The organism is Bradyrhizobium sp. SZCCT0153 (assembly GCF_018129995.1).
In the GTDB taxonomy this organism is placed as follows: domain Bacteria; phylum Pseudomonadota; class Alphaproteobacteria; order Rhizobiales; family Xanthobacteraceae; genus Bradyrhizobium; species Bradyrhizobium japonicum_G.
This window is the reverse complement of sequence record NZ_JAFCKS010000001.1, coordinates 1,108,374-1,125,912: the sequence shown is the minus strand read 5'-3', so window position 1 is coordinate 1,125,912 and position 17,539 is coordinate 1,108,374. Positions and strand designations below refer to the sequence as shown.

The window sequence follows — 17,539 nt, the reverse complement described above, 5'->3', positions numbered from 1 at the left end:
ACCTCAAGCTCCCAGATACGCGGCGACAACGTCGGGATGGTGCTGCACCTCGGCAGGCGACCCCATGGTCAGCACCCGGCCGTAGTTCAGCGCGATGACGCGATCGGAGACGCGGTTGACCAGCGACATGTCATGCTCGACCATGAGCACGGTGACGCCGAGCTCGTTCTTCAGGTCGCGGATCCAGAACGACATGTCGTCGGTCTCCTCGACGTTGAGCCCGGAGGACGGCTCGTCGAGCAGGATCAGCTTCGGCTCCGAGCAGAGCGCGCGCGCGAGCTCGATCACCTTGCGCACGCCGTAGGGCAGACCCGAAATCAGCTTGTCGCGATAGGGCTCGAGATCGAGGAACTCGATGACCTGCTCGACACGACGGCGATGCACCTTCTCATTGGCGCGCACGCTCGGCAGGAACAGCAGCTCCTGCCAGAGCTGCGTGGTCGAATGGCGGTGGCGCCCGACCAGGAGGTTGGAGAGCACGGTGGCATTCTCGAACAGCTCGATGTTCTGGAAGGTGCGCGCGATGCCGAGCCTGGCGATGTCGTAGGGCGGCTCTTCGGTGATGTCCTGGTCCTCGAAGAAGATGCGGCCCGAGGTCGGCCGGTAGATCCGCGAGATCAGGTTGAAGATCGAGCTCTTGCCCGCGCCGTTGGGACCGATGATCGAGAGGATCTCGCCCTTCTCGACCGCGAAGGATACCGCATCGACGGCCTTCAGGCCGCCGAAATGCAGCGACAAATTCTCGGCGCGGAAATAGCTCATCGGTTCCGCTCCGATTTCACGTAGATCTTCTGCCGCTTGAAGGTGGCGCGCTTGTAGAGCGGGAATAGCTGGAAGAAGAGCTTGATCTTGAGCCAGCGGCCGTAGAGCCCGAGCGGCTCGAACAGCACGAACAGCACGATGATAATGCCGTAGATCGCGCCCTTCAGTCCGTTAAGCGAAGCGAAGGCCGCGACCTTGGACTGCACATTCGCGGCACTCTGTGTGCCGGCGCCGAACGTCGCGGCGACGCCGGCGATGATGCCGGGCATGTCGTCCTTCAGATAGGTCAGGAACGGATCGATCATCACGATGAAGATCGCGCCGAGCACCGCGCCGTGCAGGCTGAAGGTGCCGCCGATCAGGATCACGATGATGAACTCGATCGAAAGCTGCAGCGTGAACATCTCCGGCGAGATGAAGGAGAGCTTGTGCGCGAACAGCACGCCGGCAAAGCCGGTGATCGCCGCCGAGATCGCATACGACTTTACCTTGTAGAGCGCGACATTGACGCCCATGCTGCGCGCCGCGGTCTCGCTGTCGCGGATGGCGACGAAGGCGCGGCCCGTGGGTGAGCGCAGCAGATTGAGCGTGCCGACGATGGTCAAAACCAGCACGGCGAGGCAAAGGAAATAGAAGGTCGGACTGTCGCGCGAGACTGTGACCCCCAGCAACGACACCGCCTTGACCCGCATACCCTCATTGCCGTTGGTGACGCTTTCCCAGCGCGCCAGGATTTCTTCGACGATCAGGGCAAAGGAGATGGTAGCGATGACGAGGTAGATGCCGGTCAAGCGCAGCGCCGGGAAGCCGACCATCGCGCCGATCAACCCGGTCAGGACACCTGCGGCAAGGAAATAGATTGGGAACGGCACATTGTATTTCTGCAAATAGGCCGCCGTGTAGGCGCCGATCGCCAGAAACGCGGCATGCCCGAGCGAGGCCTGCCCGGTAAAGCCCGTCAAGATCAGCAGCGCCACGCCGACGGTCGCATAGATGCAGACGAAGACGAGCTGGCTCATCACATAGCTGGAGAGCACGTAGGGCGCTATCAGCAGCACGGCCAGCAACAGGCCATAGGAGACGAAATAGCCCGAATGCGGAAACAGCCTGATGTCGTCCTCATAGTCCGTCTTGAACAGGAAGCGCATGGCGTTCAGACCTTCTTGCGAACGTGAAGGCCGAACAGGCCTTCGGGCTTGAGCAAGAGCACGGCGAGCAGCACGATGTAGGGCGCGACGTCCTTCCAGCCCTCCGCCAGATAGAAGCCGGCCATGCTCTCGATCACCCCGATCAGCACGCCGCCGACGACGGCGCCGGGGATCGAGCCGAAGCCGCCGAGCACGGCCGCCGGGAACGCCTTCAGGCCGAGCGCCAGACCGACATTGGAGTGGATGAAGGTGATCGGCGCCAGCAGCACGCCGGCGCAGGTCGCGACCGCCGCGCTGATCGCCCAGACGATCGACACCACGCGCTTGACCGGAATGCCCATGTAATAGGCCGCCAGCATGTTCTCGGAGCTGGCGCGCATCGCGGTGCCGAGCGTGGTCTTGTTGAAGAACAGCCACAGCAACGTGCAGAGGATGACCGTCGCCGCGATCACCGAAAGCTTGTCGTGGGCGAGCACCAGCGAACCGACGCGCAGCACGCCCTGGCTGAACGGGGTCTCGATCTTGAGATCGTCGGTGCCCCAGATCATGCCGGCGATCGAGCGCAGGAAGTAGCCGAGGCCGATCGTGGCCATGATGATGGAGAATTGCGGATAGCCGAGGATCGGCCGCACCACCACGCGTTCCGCCACCATGCCGAACAGCGCCATCGCGGCCACCGCACCGGCAAAGCCGACCCAGTAGTTCAGCCCCATCATGCCGATGAAGGTGAAGGCGAAGAAGCCGCCCAGCATCATCAGATCGCCCTGGGCGAAATTGACGACCTCGGTGGCCTTGTAGACGAGCACGAAGCCGAGCGCGATCAGGCCGTAGACGCAGCCGAGCGCAACACCGCTGACCAGCTGCTGAACGAAATCCAGCATCGCCGCGCATCCTCCCGATACAACCGGCGGTTCTTCCTGACCGCCTTGCCGCATCTTGTGTCCAGTCGCTACGCAGTCGTTTGCTGCGTTAGCGCCATTCGTCCCTTCGCCAATTCAGCCTGAACCGCCAAGCGCTGTCAACAAACGGTGACTTGCCTTTAGTCCAATCCGGATGACGGAATTTGCGGCAACGCGATTCACCGTGCCGAAACATCTTCAGGTCATGGTCGCGAGCAATGCAAAACCGGATGGTGTGGCCCGTCATGAAGCCCGACAGATCGGCGCTGGAAGTCCTGGGGTTAACGAAGCGTTTTGACCGCCTGGCGGTCGATAGCCTCGATCTCACCATCCATGCCGGCGAATTCTACGCGCTGGTCGGCCCCAATGGCGCCGGCAAGACCACCACTTTGCGCATGGTTGCAGGCCTGCTCAGGCCCGATGCCGGCGCGGTCTCGATCTTCGGCATCGACGCGCTCCAGAATCCCGTCGCCGCCAAGCAGGTGATGGCGTGGGTGTCCGACGAGCCCATGATCTATGACAAGCTCACCCCGCTCGAATATCTCGAATTCGTCGCCGGCCTCTGGGGCATCGCGCCATCGGTCTCGGAACCGGTCGCGCAGGAGCTCTTGAGCTCGCTCGGGCTCGAGCCGCACCGGCACGAACGCTGCGAGGGCTTTTCCAAGGGCATGCGCCAGAAGGTCGCTCTCGCCGGCGCGCTCGTGCACGATCCCCGCCTCATCATTCTCGACGAACCCCTGACCGGCCTCGACGCCGTCTCCGCGCGCCATGTGAAGGGTCTCCTGAGCGAGCGCGTCAAGGCCGGCTGCACCATCATCATGACCACGCATATCCTCGAGGTTGCCGAACGCATGGCCGACCGCATCGGCGTGATCGCCTCCGGCCGCCTGGTTGCGGAGGGCACGCTTACCGAGCTGCGCCAGCAGAACGGTCACGGCGACACCAGCCTGGAAGATCTCTTCATCGCCTTGGTGACGCTCCAGGAAGCCGCATGAGCTCGGCGACCGCGCTCTCCTGGTTTGCCCGCCACGAGCTCCGGCTCGCCTGGCGCGAATGGTTCGCCATGATGACCGGGGGGCGGCGCAAGCGAACGCGTGCCGCGGTGATCGGCCTGCTGTTCTTCGCAGCGCTGCTGCACGTGCCCGCCTGGGCCGTGATCGGCCGGTTCGCCGACCTGTATTTGCCGCTCGACAAATCCGCGCTGATCGTGATCTCCGCGACGATCTTTCTGGCCTGGACCTTGATGGTGTCGCAGGCGATCGAATCGGTGACGCGGGTGTTTTACGCCCGTGCCGATCTCGACCTCATCATGTCCTCGCCCGCGACGCTGGCCAATCTGTTCTCGGTGCGCATCGCCGCGATCGCGCTCTCCGTCACGGTGATGGCGCTGCTGTTCTCGATGCCCTTCATCGACGTGCTGGTGTTCGGGGGCGGCGCGCGCTGGCTTGCGGCGTTCGGCCTCGTCGTCGCCATGGGCCTGTCGGCCGCGGCGGTCGCGATTGCGGTCACCATCCTGCTGTTCCGGCTGATCGGCCCGGCGCGCACGCGGCTCATAGCCCAGATCCTGGCCGCGATCATCGGCGCCGGCTTTGTGATCGCGCTCCAGGTCGCGGCAATCATGTCCTACGGCACCCTGTCGCGCTTCACCATCCTGACCTCGGGTAGCGTGGCTGACCATGCCCCCGACGTCGACAGCTTCTGGTGGTGGCCCGCGCGGGCGGCGATGGGCGACGGTGGGCCGCTGCTGCTGCTTCTGGCGCTCGGCCTCGTGCTGCTCGGGAGCGTCATGGCGATCTTCTCGGGCCGCTTCGCCGATACTGCGATCGATGCCGCCGCTTACGGCAAGTCCGGTCGCCAAGGTGCGAAGGAACGCCCGTTCCGCGGCGGATCGCGGCAGCGGGCGCTGCGGCGCAAGGAATTTTCGCTGCTCTGGCGTGATCCCTGGCTGGTCTCGCAGACCCTGATGCAGCTGCTCTATCTGGTGCCGCCGGCGCTGCTGCTCTGGCGCAGCTTTGCCGACAGTTCCGCGGCGCTGACGTTGATTACGCCGGTTATCGTCATGGCGGCGGGACAGCTCGCAGGAGGGCTCGCCTGGCTGACGATCTCGGGCGAGGACGCGCCCGATCTGGTCGCGACCGCACCGTTGACACCATCCGGCGTCACCCGCGCCAAGATCGAGGTGGTGCTGATCGCGATCGCCGTCATCTTCTGCCCGCTGGTCACGGCGCTCGCCTTTGCCTCGCCGCTCCAGGCCGCGGTCAGTGCCGGTGCCGTTGTCATCAGCGCGGCCTCAGCCACCGCGATCCAGCTCTGGTTCCGGGTTCAGGCCCGGCGCAGCCAATTCCGCCGCCGCCAGACCTCGTCGCGGCTTGCGACGTTTGCCGAAGCCTTCTCCTCCATCGGCTGGGCTGCCAGCGCCGCGCTTCTGCTCGCGCTGCCGCTTGCCGGCATCATCAGCGGCCTGATCACCGCAGGGCTCGTCGCCATCACGTGGAAATTCAGCCCGCGGCGGGAGTGAGGGCCTTTCAGAAGATCTGCCTTCTCTTGAATGTAAGGCCATTTTGCCTTACGAAGATGATGCCGAGCAGAGTAAGGCAGCCGAAGCCATTATCAAGAAGCCCGACGTGGTGGCCATCTCGATCTCAGCACTCTGTGAGCTGAGCTGGGTTCTCTCACGAGGCTACAGGATTTCCGCTGACGATATCGCAGCTTCCATCCGGCACTTTCTCAATGCCGCCAATGCGGCCGTCAATCGCCCGTTGGCCGAAGCTGGATTGGCCTTTCTCGAAGCCGGAGGCGATTTTGCCGATGGCGTCATTGCCCACGAAGGAAACTGGCTTGGGGCCGACACGTTCGTGTCTTTCGACAAGAAGGCCGTGAATTGATCGAGGCAAGCGGCGGATTGGCGCGGCTGCCCTAGCGCGACATGACCGCGGCCGGATTCGACGATACACTGTCTGGATCGCTGCTTGAGTGACGGACGGTCTGCTATGTATCGACTAATCTTGGCGGTCTTCGCGTTTCTTGGCTGGGTCGCCGCACCTGCCCTCGCCCAGCAGCCACAGCGCAGCGAGTGTCTGGCGATGGCGAATGCGGCGCCGCGCGCCATGCCGGTCGCGTTCCGGCAGGCCGCCAGCTCGGCCGAGGTCGAGATCACCTATGCCGGCCACTCCACCTATTTCATCGACACGCCTGGCGGCTTGCGCATCGCCACCGACTACAGCGGCGCCTACCAGGTCGGACGGCTGCCCGATGTCGTCACCATGAACCGCGCGCACAGCACGCACTACTCCTTATATCCCGACAAGCGCATTCCCCATGTGCTGCATGGCTGGGGCGAGGACGGCAAGCCGGCCATCGTGTCGGAACGTATCGGCGACACCTTCATCCGCAACGTCACCACCGACATCCGCCGCTATGTCGGCGACGATGCCGGCGCCGACATGATCCGCGACGGCAATTCGATCTTCATCTTCGAGGTCGCGGGCCTCTGCATCGGCCATCTCGGTCATCTCCACCACAAGCTCGACGACAGCCATTTCGCCCAGATCGGGCGGCTCGACATCGTGATGGTGCCGATCGACGGCACCTACACCATGTCGCTCGACGGCGTCTCCGATATCACCAGGCGGCTGCGCGCCTCGGTGGTGCTGCCGATGCATCGCTTCGCCACCCCGCTCGACGACTTCATGCGCCGCATCGGCCAGCAGTTCGAGATCGACCACCGCACCGAGCGCTCCTTCCGCATGTCCCGGGATGCGCTGCCGTCGAAGCCGACTGTGATCATCCTCGACGGGGCCTGACGCGCAATTTTCTCCAAGTCGGCTGCCGGCCGGTCGTGCTGCTCTCCCCACGACAGGAGATCGACATGACCGACTTTGCGAGATTGTTGCACGCGGACGGACCGAACCCAGAGCACGCGGCGGCGCTGCAGCTTTACGGCCGCTTCGTCGGCGATTGGGACGCCGAGATCACCGCCCACGGTCCGGACGGGACGAAACACACCGCGGCCGGCGAAATCCATTTTGGCTGGGTGCTGGAGGGCCGCGCCGTCCAGGACGTCTGGATCATCCCCCGCCTCGCGGGCAGCCCGGCGTTGCCGATCGCCGGCAACTGGTACGGCACGACGCTGCGGGTCTACGATCCGACCATCGATGCGTGGAGGATCTCCTGGTTCGATCCCGGCCGCAGCGTGTTCCGCCAGCAGGTCGGGCGCCCGCAGGGCGAGGACATCGTGCAGGAAGGCGTCACCGAAGCCGGAGACCTGACGCGCTGGAGGTTTACCGAGATCACCGGCGATTCCTTCCATTGGCTCGGCGAGGTCAAGCCGGCCGCCGCAGCCAATTGGCGGCTCGTGGTCGATGTAAGGGCGAAGCGGCGGAGTATCTGACGACGGCGCCCCGCTGTGCTCGCGATGAGGAGCGCGGTTGCGCAACGTGCGCTGCTGCGCAAAGAGATGAGGTGCTAGGCTCCCACCACAAGAGAATAAAAGGAGCGAACGCCGATGGCTGCAAGCGGTCTGCCCGCCAATACGAGCGGGCTGTTCGTCGAGCCGCGCGAGGACTGGCTCGCGCAATATCAGGAGGAGATCATCGATTCGGCTCGGCCGATCGTCGATCCCCATCACCACCTCTGGAATCGCGGGCACCGCTATCTGATCGAGGAGATGGCGGCGGACATCGCCTCGGGCCACAACATCGTCGCCACCGTCTACGTCGACTGCCGCTCGATGTATCGCGCACACGGGCCCGAAGCATTCCAGCCCGTCGGCGAGGTCGAGTTCGCCAATGGCGTCGCCGCGATGAGCGCGAGCGGCGGTTACGGCAAGGCCGCGATCTGCGCCGGCATCGTCAGCCACGTGAATTTGCTGCTGGGCGATGCAGCGAAGCCGGTGCTGGAAGCCGAGATCGCGGCAGGCAACGGCCGTTTCCGCGGCATCCGGCATTCCTCGGCCTGGGACAAGGATCCCGCCGTCGCCGGCATGTATGCGAACCGGCCGAAGAGACTGTTGCAGGACCCGACCTTCCGCAAGGGTTTTGCCTGCCTCGCACCGCTGAATCTGAGCTTCGATGCCTGGCTGTTCCATCCGCAGATCGACGAGCTGACCGGGCTCGCGCGCGCCTTTCCGGGCACCAGGATCGTGCTCGACCATTGCGGCGGCCCGGCAGGCGTCGGCCGCTTTGCGGGGCGGCGCGAGGAGGTGTTTCCGCAGTGGCGCGCGTCGATCCAGGAGATCGCGAAGTGTGAGAACGTGGTGGTGAAGCTCGGCGGGCTCGCGATGTGCCTGCTCGGCTACGACTTCCATCTGCGCGAGAGGCCGCCGTCATCCGAAGAGCTTGCTGCGGCCTGGCGACCCTATGTCGAGACCTGCATCGACGCGTTTGGACCCACGCGGGCGATGTTCGAGAGCAATTTCCCGCCGGACAAGGGCCAGTGCAGCTATCAGGTGATCTTCAACGCCTTCAAGCGCATCGCGGCGCCCTTGAGTGAGGCCGAGAAGACGGCGCTGTTCTCACAGACCGCGACCGATGTCTACCGGCTCGAACGGCCGTCATGACGAGAAAAAGGGCCGGGATATTGATCCCGACCCCTCTTCCGTCGTGGCCGCTGGGAAGCGTCCTTAAAAACTAGCCGGCCCCCATCAGCGAGGCGGGGCGGCGTTCGCCGGCGGAGACGAACATCCGCTTGAGCCTGTTGACGACGCGGATCAGGAAGCCGATCATCACGGGATTGGTCTTGCGGCAGAAGGCGATCTTCTTGACGTGTCCCTCGACATGCCATTTGGCATGCGCGCCATCGCGGAAGAAAATGACGTCGCCCGGACCGTAGCGCTTCGGCGGCATGCCGTCGCTTTCGAGCACGATCGACCCTTCCATGATCATGATCGTCTCGTCGATGTCGTAATACCAGTTGAAGCGCCCTTCGGTGCAGGCCCAGATGATGGTCGAAGCGGTGCCGTCGGCGCTGGTGGACAGGATGTGCGAGCGCGATACCGGATTGCCCTCGATGATCCAGGACGGCTCGATCGGCCGCAGCTCGAGCTCAACGTTGCAACTACTGATTTCAATCAATGCGCGCGACATCTGTCTCCCCAAGGGATATAATATGACCGGCCGGGTCTCGGCCCGGATTGTTTCGAAAGATGTTTGGAACGCTAGTAGCCGGCTTTTAATTCTTTCTTACGCGGGCCCCGACAATCAGCCGCAAGTTGCAGATGCGAAGCGGTTAACGTCGCGATTTCCCTGCAATTTCGCGCAGATGAACCCGTCTTTTCCGGGGTGCGACAAAATGCGCGGAACGATCTGAAAGGAGCCATGCCGATGCCCCTCACTCCCGAGGTCCTCGCAGCCAACAGCGAGGCCGTCGCCTGGCTCGGCAGCCTCGATGTCTCCTTCGCAGCCGAAGAGGAGACCTGGTTCACCGTCGACGGCATCGAAAGCCCCCTGCACATCGGCAGTGACGGCTCCGGCGGCGCGTTCGTGCTGCTCCCGTCGCAGAACGTGCTCTACGTCTCGTCGGAAGGCCGCGCGGGAATTATCGCGGAGGATTTCGAGGCGTGGGTCCAGCTCGTCGTCGCCCGACCCTATTGGCTCGACATCCTGAAATTCTCCACCGGCGGCGATCTCGCCGAGATGCGGCGCGCGGCGGATGCGCTGGAAGCGACACTCGACGACGAGGACGACGTCAACGAGGCGCGCGAGGAAATCCGCAGCGCGCTCGACCTGCCGGAGGTGAACGATCCGGTCGGCGCGCTCTACGACGCAGTGGCTGCCTCCGACGCCATCGTGCGGGCCACCGACGGCAGCCCATTCACGACGCTATTCAACCGCTTCAGCATCGACAACAGCCCGATGCGGCGCAACGCGGCGGCCTGAGGAAAAATCCTACTTCGCCCACTCGCCCTTGCGGAATACCGGCACCTTGCTGCCGTCGGCAAGAATGCCGTCGATGTCGGTCTCGGCCGAGCCGATCATCCAGTCGATATGGATGAGGCTCTGGTTGCCGCCTTGCGCCGCGATCTGCTGCGGCGTGAGCTGGGCGCCGTTGACGAAGCACTTCGAATAGCACTGGCCGAGCGCGATGTGAGATGCCGCGTTCTCGTCGAACAGCGTGTTGTAGAACAGCAGCCCGCTCTGCGAGATCGGCGAGGAATGCGGCACCAGCGCCACTTCCCCGAGACGCCGCGCGCCCTCGTCGGTGTCGAGCACCTTGTTCAGCACCTCCGCACCGCGCGAGGCCTTGGCATCGACGATCCTGCCGTCCTCGAAGCGCACCGCGATGTTGTCGATCAGCGTGCCCTGGTAGGACAACGGCTTCGAGCTCACGACATGGCCGTAGACGCGACGGCAATGCGGCGTGGTGAAAACCTCTTCGGTCGGGATGTTGGCGTTGCAGCTGATGCCGTTCTTGGACAGCGAGGCGCCGCCCTCCCACTCGTGCCCGTCGGCAAGCCCGATGGTGAGGTCGATGCCGGGACCTGCGTATTGGAGCGCGCGAAAACGCTGGCCGTTGAGCCAGTTGGTGCGCTCGCGCAGCACCGCATTGTGGCTCGCCCAGTTGCCCATCGCGTCCTCGCGATCGACGCGCGAAGCCGCGAAGATCGCATCGGCGAGCTTGCCGATCGCGACGTCTTCGGGATCGTTGGGAAATACCTGCCTGGCCCAGGACGGGCTCGGATAGGCGATGATGTTCCAGTTGGTGTCGAAATTGACGATTTTTTCCAGCGCCGGCTGATAGGCCATCGAATTGGCCTTGCTGGCTCGCGCCACCTTGGACGGATCCTCGCCCGACAGCAGCATCGGATTGTCGCCGACGATGGCGAGCCGCGCGGTGTTGTCCGAGAACGCCTTGGCCATGCCCTCGTAGAGCCAGTTGGCGGCGCGATCGAAGCTGTTGTCGTGGCCGTGGCGATAGCGCGCCAGCGTCATCTCCTCGTCGGAGAGAATCGGCGTCACGATGCCGGCGCCGGCCTTGTAGGCATGCACGGCGATCCGTCGCACCAGCGGCAACGCGATCGCGGGCGCCGTCAAGAGCAGATCCTGGCCCGGCCGCAAGCCCAGGCCCACCTTCACCGCCACCTCGGCCAGCCGGTCGAGCTTCGCAGGATCGATGGGAGTGGTGGAATTGCGGTGATCAGTCATGCGGGGTCCTCTGCCGAAGCTCTCTCGTCCAATTTAAGTCTAGCATCGCAAGGCGCAAGTGCGCGAGCACCTTGCGGCACGGAGAGATACGCAGTTTCACGCATTTTGGTTTTCAACGCGTTGCCGATTTCAGCACCCGGTCGACCATGGCGGGAGCAAGGCCGAGGTAATTTTTCGGTGAAGTAAGCGCCTCGATCCCGGCACGGTCGATCCTGACAGAGACGCGGGCGTCGGACGAGAGCGCGTCCGCCAGCGTCAGACCCTTCTCGTTGGCGAGCCTGCAAGCGTCATAGACCACGTCATGCGCTTCCTGCCGCCCGATCTGCGGCGCGAGCCCCATCATGACAGCTTCGGCCACGATCAGGCCGCGACTGATGGCGAGATTGTCGTTCATCTTTGTTTCGTCCACGACGAGGCCTGCGAGCGCGAACTTCGCCTGGTGCAGGGCGCCGGCGGTCAGCACGAAGCTTTCGGGGATCGCCATCCATTCGGCGTGCCAGGGGCCGGTGGCGCGCTCGAAATCCTGCACCATGGCATCCAGCATGAGTCCGGCGTGCTGGCGCACCGCCTTGGACGCGGCGAGCATCAGTTCCGAGGAGATCGGGTTGCGTTTCTGCGGCATGGTCGAGGAGGCGCCGCGCCCCTTGACGAAGGGCTCGTAGACCTCTGCGAATTCAGTCGAAGCCATGATCATGACGTCGAGCGCGATCTTGCCGAGCGAGCCAGTGACGAGCGCGAGGAAGTTCACGGCCTCGGCAAAGCCGTCGCGAGCGACATGCCAGGTCGAGGCGGGAACGCCGAGCTTCAGCTCGGCGCAGAGCGCCTCCTGCACCTCGAAGCCCTTGTCGCCGAGCGAGGCCAGCGTTCCGGCAGCGCCGGCGAACTGGCCGACCAGGACGCGCGGCTTCAATTGCGCCAGACGCTCGGCATGGCGATCGAACATCGCGAGCCAGATCGCGGTCTTGTAGCCGAAGGTGACCGGCAGCGCCTGCTGGAGATGGGTGCGGCCCGCCATCGGCGTGTCGCGGTAGCGCTTCGAGAGCTCGGCGAGGATCCTGCGCAGCTCGGCGATGTCGTGCGCGACGATATCCAGCCCGGCGCGCAATTGCAGCACCACGGCGGTGTCCATGATGTCCTGCGTGGTCGCGCCCCAATGCACATAGCGGCCGGCATCGCCGCATTGCTTCACCATCTGATGCACGAGCGGAAGGATGGGGTAGCCGACCACGTCGGTCTCCTGGCGCAGCAGATCGAAATCGAGCGCGGCAACGTCGGTCCGCGCCGCGATCTGATCGGCGGCTTCCTGCGGAATCACGCCGCACTTCGCCTCCGCCTTCGCCAGCGCCACCTCGACCTCGGCATAGCGCGCGAGCGTCGCGACATCGGAAAATATCTCCCGCATCTGCGGCGTGCCGAAGGCATCGCGGAACAGCATGGAATCGATCACGGTGGTCGCGGCGGAAAAAGCGGGCATGGGCGTTTCTTCGTGGTTGGTGTTGTATGAAGGGTAGCTTACGCAGGCCACCCTGTTCGGCAAAGGACATTCAGTGTTCGGCGCACACTCAGTGGTGTGCGATGCTCTCGCAGGCGCGTGTCGAGTTGTCAGCTCCGTCATCCCGGGGTGGCCGCTGAAGAAAGCGGCCACCTCAGGGTGACGGCGGCAAGAACAGGAAGATCCGATCCGGTACGTAGCCCGCGGCCATCCGGCTCAAATCGTCGCATTCTCGTCGCGGTTGTATTTCCCTCCGAAAACCGCATGGCTGCCATCACGCGATCGTGGTGAACCGGGCAGACCTCTCGTTAGACTCACAGACTTCGTGTCGAAATCCATTTTGATTTCATCATTGCCGAACCTATTGTGAGGTCTGAGTTTTCGACGTGCAGTTTCTGTTCCGGGATCATCTCCTCGACACCGACCTGCGCGAGCTGAGCCGCGAGCAGGTTCCCATTGCCGTGGAGCCACAGGTCTTCGATCTCGTCGTCCATCTCATGGAAAACCGCGACCGGGTGGTGAGCAAGGACGAGCTGATCGACAAGATCTGGCATGGGCGCAGTGTCTCCGAATCCACGCTGACCAGCCGCATCAATGCGGCACGCAAGGCGATCGGCGACAGCGGCGCAAGCCAGGCGCTGATCCGCACCATCGCCCGCAAAGGCTTTCGTTTCGTCGGCAATGTCCAGACGCAGCTTGGGGCGGTCGCCTCGGATCTTGGCCGCGTCGCGCAGACTCAGTCCATGCTCGCGTTGCCCGACCGGCCCGCAATCGCGGTCCTGCCCTTCACCAACATGAGCGGCGACCGCGAGCAGGATTACTTTTCCGACGGCATCAGCGAGGACATCATCACCGCGCTGTCGAAACTTCGCTGGTTCTTCGTCGTCGCGCGCAATTCCTCCTTCGTCTACAAGGGCCGCGCCGTGCACATGCACGACGTCGCGCGCGAGCTCGGGGTGCGGTACGTGGTCGAAGGCAGCGTGAGGCGGAGCGGCGAGCGCCTGCGTATCTCGGCCCAGCTCAACGACGTCTCGACCGGCAGCCATCTCTGGGCCGAACGCTACGATCGCGAGCTTGCCGACGTCTTCGCCGTGCAGGACGAAATCACCGAGGCGATCGTCGCCGCGATCGAGCCGCAGCTCTATACGGCCGAGAGTTTTCGCGCCCAGCAGAAGCCACCGGGCAGCCTGGATGCCTGGGACCTCGTGATGCGCGCGTTGTCGCGTTACTGGCGCATCACCCGCGAGGACAATGCCGCCGCGCAGGACCTGCTCGAAAAGGCGGTCGCGATCGACCCCGCCTATGGCAAGGCGCTCGGCCTGCTCGCGACCAGCCATATCTTCGGCGCGCATATGGGCTGGGCCGACATGGCTGCGACCGTGCCGCTCGCCGAACGCGCGGCGCTCGCCGCGGTGGAGGCTGATCGCGAGGATGCCTGGGCCCATCACGGCCTCGCCTATGCTTATCTTTTCCGCCGCCGCTTCGATGACGCGCTGGCGGAGTTCGAACTGGCGCTGCAGCTCAACCCGAATTTTGCGATGGCGCACGCCTTCTATGGCGTGACGTTGTGCTACGCGGGGCGGTGGCAGGACGGCGATGCCGCCGCGCGCCGCGCGCTGCGGCTGAGCCCTCGCGACCCGCTCGCGGCGATCTATTGCGGCGTTTCCGCCTATGCTCGATTCATAGGCCGCGACTACGAAGGAGCCGTGCAGATGGCGCGGGAATCGATGCGACAACGCGCCGATTTCGTCGGCGCACATCGCGTGCTGACGGCCGCCGCCGGCATGTCGGGGGACACCGCGCTCTCGGCTGCGGCGCTGGAAGGCCTGCGCCGCGCCCAACCCGGCATTTCGCTCGCCTGGATCACGCGCGAGCTGCCCATGCTGCGGGACGAGGATCGCGCGCATTATCTGGAAGGGTTTCGGCGCGCGGGGATGTGAACGACTTCTCCCTCTCCCCGCTTGCAGTGCGCTTGCGGGGAGAGGCGAAGAAAGTCTATTCCTGCATCATCTCGCCGCTGCCGCCGAACTCGGCCGGAAAATCCTTCAGCTTGGGCAGGCCGTCGCGCATCGGCAGAACCGTCTCGGCGTAGTTGACGTGGACGCCGGGCGCGAATGCGAGCGTGGGGATCGTGGCGGTGAAGACGTCGACCAGGCCGAGTGGCGGGTGGTTCGTCATGAGATGGCCGCCGCACTTCCGGCAATATTTGCGCTGGCTGAGCGGCGTCTTGGCAAACGTCTCGACGTTCTGAGCGCCTTCGGTGATGCGCACAGCCTCGGGCTTCCAAAGGCTGAATGCGTTAACCGGGCCGCCCGACCACGAGCGGCAGGAACGGCAATGGCAATAGCCCATCGCCTCCGGCGCACCCGTGACCTCGATCGTGACCGCGCCACAGAAGCAATTTCCGACGTGTTTCATTGGGTCGTCTCCGTTGATGAAGGGTTGAATTCCTCTCCCCGCTCCTGTCCGCCGATAACTCGGCAAAGCGGATGCGGGGAGAGGCGTCGGGATGAGGGGGGAATCACCCCGATGGACGTGAAGACTGCAGTCCGGCAAGGTCCGTTACGCGTCATCGTTCCGCCGCGCATCCTCCTTTCGGCGGACGCGACGGAACGACGCGAGCGCTATATCGATCTGCGCCAGGGAATAAGCATCGACACCCGTTGTTTGTACTGCCGGTACTCGTCGCCGAAGAGATCGACGAGGTCATGCTCCTCCAGCGCGATGCCGACGAAGATGTAGAGCGTGGTCACGGCCGCGAACAGCAGATGGCCTGCGGTCATGACCGGCGCCGCCCAGAACGCGACGATGAAACCGAGATAAATCGGATGGCGGACGAACTTGTAGAGCAGCGGCGTCTTGAAGCGTGGCGGCGTCTCCTCCTTGCCGACGAGATGATTGGTGACCTGGTGCAATCCGAACAGCTCGAAGTGATTGATGATGAACGTCGAGGTGAACACCAGGATCCAGCCCGCGAAGGACAGCGTGACCACCGTCACGGCAAGATCCGGATTTCCGACATCCCAGATGACCGATGGCAGCGGACGCCATTGCCAGAACAGGAGCAGCAATGACAGGCTCGCAAACAGCACATAAGTGCTGCGCTCGACCGGCTTGGGGACGAATTGCGTCCACCACGCCTTGAACTGCCGGCGCGCCATCACGCTGTGCTGAACGGCAAACAATGCCATCAGCAGCAGGTTGATGATGACGGCCTCGGCCGTCGGCGTGTCGGTTCCGGTGTCGATGGTCTTCGGCACCACCAGCCCCATGACGAAGCCGATGGCGTAGAGAATAGTGACGAAAAACACGAGATATGCCGCAATTCCGTATAGAAAGGCGATGAACTTGAAAATGCGTGAGCCCGCAACCTCCGGGCCGATGGAATAAACCTGATGTTCAAATTGGGTCATAGAACGCTCCGTTGTGCCGAGGCATCGGCACTATTTGGTCTTCTCACCATGCCGGTTCGGAGGTCCCCATGCTTTCGCGGATGGTTGATTTTCGCCTGAGACGACTTTGATTTTTGCTTGAGACGACAGAAACGTGCGATTTCTCTTTGAAAACAACGTGCTCGACGGCGATCTGCGGGAGCTGACCTGCGGCGGCACCCCCGTGCCGCTACAGCCGCAGGTGTTCGATCTCCTGCTCTACCTCGTCGCGCAGCGTGCCCGTGTGGTCAGCAAGGATGACCTGATCAGCGAGATCTGGAGCGACCGCATCGTCTCGGACTCCGCGCTGAACAGCCGGATCAACGCCGCGCGCAAGGCGCTTGGCGACGACGGCGCAACGCAGCGGCTGATCAAGACTATTCCGCGCAAGGGCTTCCGTTTCGTCGGCGAAGCCCGGGAAGATGGGGCAACAACTCTTGCGCCAGAGGAACCCGGCCCTGCTCCCTCACGGGTCGTGACCGACCGGCCGGCGATCGCGGTGCTCGCTTTCGAGAACATGAGCGGCGATCCCGCGCAGGAATATTTCGGCGACGGGATCAGCGAGGACATTCTCACGGCGCTATCGAAGCAACGCTGGTTCATGGTGATCGCCCGCAACTCGTCCTTCACCTACAAGGGACGCTCGGTCCATATCAGGCAGATCGCCGAGGAGCTCGGCGTCCGTTACATCGTCGAAGGCAGCGTGCGCAAGGCGGACAATCGCGTGCGCATCACCGCACAGCTCAACGACGCCACCACCGGCAGTCATCTCTGGGCCGAACGCTACGACCGCGAGCTCGGCGACGTCTTCGCCGTGCAGGACGACATCACCAACGCGATCGTCGCGGCGATCGAGCCGCAGATCCATGCGGCGGAGAATTTTCGCGCCGACCGTAAGCCTCCCGCAAGCCTTGACGCCTGGGACCTGTTGATGCGCGCCCTGTCGCATTACTGGCGGGTGACGCGACAGGATCACGCGGCCGCACAGACCTTGCTCGAACGCGCCATTGCCATCGACTCGAACTACGGCCAGGCGCTCTCGGTGCTCGCGGCAAGCCACATGTTCGGCGTACATCTCGGCTGGGCGGAGCTTGCCACGACGGTGCCGATCGCAGAGGCTGCCGCGCTCGCCGCGGTGCGCTGCGACCACGAGGATGCCTGGGCGCATGCCGCGCTCGGCAGCGTCTTTTTCTCGACGCGCAGGCTTTCCGACGCGTTATCCGAGTTCGAGCAGGCGCTCGCGCTCAACCCGAATTTCTCGCTGGCGCAGGGCTATTACGCCCTGGCGCTGTCCTACGCCGGGCGATCAAGCGAATCGTTCGACGCTGCACAAAGAGCGATCCGGCTCTCACCGCGCGATCCGTCGCTGGCGATCTACTACGGCATTGCCGGCTACGCGCGCTTCACCGAGCGGCGCTATGACGAAGCCATCACGCTCGCGCGCGAGGCGATCCGCCACCGCGGCGATCTCACCGGCGCTTACCGCGTGCTCGCGGTTTCAGCCGGCATGACCGGCGACGGGATGCTTGCGGAGACGGCGCTGGACGAGCTCCGCCGTACCCAGCCGGGCATTTCGCTGCATTGGATCGCGACGCAATTGCCGTGGGCCAATGAGGCCGATCGGGAGCACTATCTGGAGGGATTCCGGCGGGCCGGATTACGCTAG

17 protein-coding genes are annotated in these 17,539 nt (G+C 64.1%); 9 read left to right on the top strand and 8 right to left on the bottom strand.

Annotated features, from left to right (window positions below; all coding sequences use genetic code 11):
* Window positions 1-3: 3 nt before the first annotated feature.
* Genes JQ572_RS05530 through JQ572_RS05520 form a run of 3 tightly spaced genes read right to left on the bottom strand, consistent with a single transcriptional unit; the run spans window position 4 to window position 2,791 of the window.
* Window positions 4-762, bottom strand: a complete 759-nt coding sequence (locus JQ572_RS05530; protein ID WP_211381937.1) for an ABC transporter ATP-binding protein — start codon at window positions 760-762, stop codon at window positions 4-6.
* Window positions 759-1,910, bottom strand: coding sequence for a branched-chain amino acid ABC transporter permease (locus JQ572_RS05525; RefSeq protein ID WP_211381936.1), 1,152 nt, complete (start codon window positions 1,908-1,910; stop codon window positions 759-761). Before JQ572_RS05525 ends, JQ572_RS05530 begins: the two co-directional genes overlap by 4 nt.
* A gap of 5 nt (window positions 1,911-1,915) precedes the next feature.
* Window positions 1,916-2,791 carry a branched-chain amino acid ABC transporter permease gene (locus tag JQ572_RS05520; protein ID WP_211381935.1) on the bottom strand — a complete coding sequence of 292 codons (876 nt, stop codon included), beginning with the start codon at window positions 2,789-2,791 and terminating at the stop codon, window positions 1,916-1,918.
* Window positions 2,792-3,054: 263 nt separating this feature from the next.
* Here JQ572_RS05520 and JQ572_RS05515 point away from each other — a divergent pair, with 263 nt between their 5' ends.
* The 6 genes from JQ572_RS05515 (at window position 3,055) to JQ572_RS05490 (ending at window position 8,366) form a co-directional block, all read left to right on the top strand.
* The gene (locus JQ572_RS05515) at window positions 3,055-3,804 is read left to right on the top strand and encodes an ABC transporter ATP-binding protein (protein ID WP_211381934.1); all 750 of its coding nucleotides are present in this window, start codon (window positions 3,055-3,057) and stop codon (window positions 3,802-3,804) included.
* Window positions 3,801-5,327, top strand: a complete 1,527-nt coding sequence (locus JQ572_RS05510; RefSeq protein ID WP_211381933.1) for a permease — start codon at window positions 3,801-3,803, stop codon at window positions 5,325-5,327. Before JQ572_RS05515 ends, JQ572_RS05510 begins: the two co-directional genes overlap by 4 nt.
* A 43-nt stretch (window positions 5,328-5,370) precedes the next feature.
* Window positions 5,371-5,694, top strand: a complete 324-nt coding sequence (locus JQ572_RS05505) for a type II toxin-antitoxin system VapC family toxin (RefSeq protein ID WP_249128822.1) — start codon at window positions 5,371-5,373, stop codon at window positions 5,692-5,694.
* 105 nt (window positions 5,695-5,799) lie between these two features.
* A complete protein-coding gene (locus tag JQ572_RS05500) occupies window positions 5,800-6,612 on the top strand; it encodes an MBL fold metallo-hydrolase (RefSeq protein ID WP_211381932.1) in 813 nt (270 codons plus the stop codon).
* Window positions 6,613-6,677: 65 nt separating this feature from the next.
* Complete coding sequence (locus JQ572_RS05495) at window positions 6,678-7,199, top strand: hypothetical protein (RefSeq protein ID WP_211381931.1); 522 nt, start codon at window positions 6,678-6,680, stop codon at window positions 7,197-7,199.
* A gap of 114 nt (window positions 7,200-7,313) precedes the next feature.
* Window positions 7,314-8,366: an amidohydrolase family protein gene (locus JQ572_RS05490; protein WP_211381930.1), complete on the top strand. Its 1,053-nt coding sequence runs from the start codon at window positions 7,314-7,316 to the stop codon at window positions 8,364-8,366.
* A 70-nt stretch (window positions 8,367-8,436) separates the two neighbouring features.
* Here the strand turns inward: JQ572_RS05490 and JQ572_RS05485 are convergent, their stop codons facing one another.
* Window positions 8,437-8,892 (bottom strand): cupin domain-containing protein, encoded by a 456-nt coding sequence (locus tag JQ572_RS05485; protein WP_211381929.1) that lies wholly within the window; start codon window positions 8,890-8,892, stop codon window positions 8,437-8,439.
* 237 nt (window positions 8,893-9,129) lie between these two features.
* Here JQ572_RS05485 and JQ572_RS05480 point away from each other — a divergent pair, with 237 nt between their 5' ends.
* Window positions 9,130-9,684 carry a hypothetical protein gene (locus tag JQ572_RS05480; protein ID WP_211381928.1) on the top strand — a complete coding sequence of 185 codons (555 nt, stop codon included), beginning with the start codon at window positions 9,130-9,132 and terminating at the stop codon, window positions 9,682-9,684.
* Between the two features lie 9 nt (window positions 9,685-9,693).
* On the opposite strand, the gene JQ572_RS05475 is transcribed toward JQ572_RS05480, so the two are convergent.
* Both JQ572_RS05475 and pcaB read right to left on the bottom strand, forming a co-directional pair.
* Entirely contained in the window at window positions 9,694-10,950 is a 1,257-nt protein-coding gene (locus tag JQ572_RS05475) for an aminopeptidase (RefSeq protein WP_211381927.1), read from the bottom strand.
* Between the two features lie 112 nt (window positions 10,951-11,062).
* Window positions 11,063-12,424: a 3-carboxy-cis,cis-muconate cycloisomerase gene (gene pcaB, locus JQ572_RS05470; RefSeq protein ID WP_211381926.1), complete on the bottom strand. Its 1,362-nt coding sequence runs from the start codon at window positions 12,422-12,424 to the stop codon at window positions 11,063-11,065.
* Window positions 12,425-12,828: 404 nt separating this feature from the next.
* Here pcaB and JQ572_RS05465 point away from each other — a divergent pair, with 404 nt between their 5' ends.
* Complete coding sequence (locus tag JQ572_RS05465; protein WP_211381925.1) at window positions 12,829-14,382, top strand: winged helix-turn-helix domain-containing tetratricopeptide repeat protein; 1,554 nt, start codon at window positions 12,829-12,831, stop codon at window positions 14,380-14,382.
* Between the two features lie 55 nt (window positions 14,383-14,437).
* Here the strand turns inward: JQ572_RS05465 and JQ572_RS05460 are convergent, their stop codons facing one another.
* Together JQ572_RS05460 and mddA are read right to left on the bottom strand one after the other, a co-directional pair.
* The gene (locus JQ572_RS05460) at window positions 14,438-14,860 is read right to left on the bottom strand and encodes a GFA family protein (RefSeq protein WP_211381924.1); all 423 of its coding nucleotides are present in this window, start codon (window positions 14,858-14,860) and stop codon (window positions 14,438-14,440) included.
* Between the two features lie 206 nt (window positions 14,861-15,066).
* Window positions 15,067-15,855: a methanethiol S-methyltransferase gene (mddA, locus tag JQ572_RS05455; RefSeq protein WP_211381923.1), complete on the bottom strand. Its 789-nt coding sequence runs from the start codon at window positions 15,853-15,855 to the stop codon at window positions 15,067-15,069.
* Between the two features lie 133 nt (window positions 15,856-15,988).
* Between mddA and JQ572_RS05450 the strand changes: the two genes are divergently transcribed.
* Entirely contained in the window at window positions 15,989-17,539 is a 1,551-nt protein-coding gene (locus JQ572_RS05450; protein ID WP_211381922.1) for a winged helix-turn-helix domain-containing tetratricopeptide repeat protein, read from the top strand.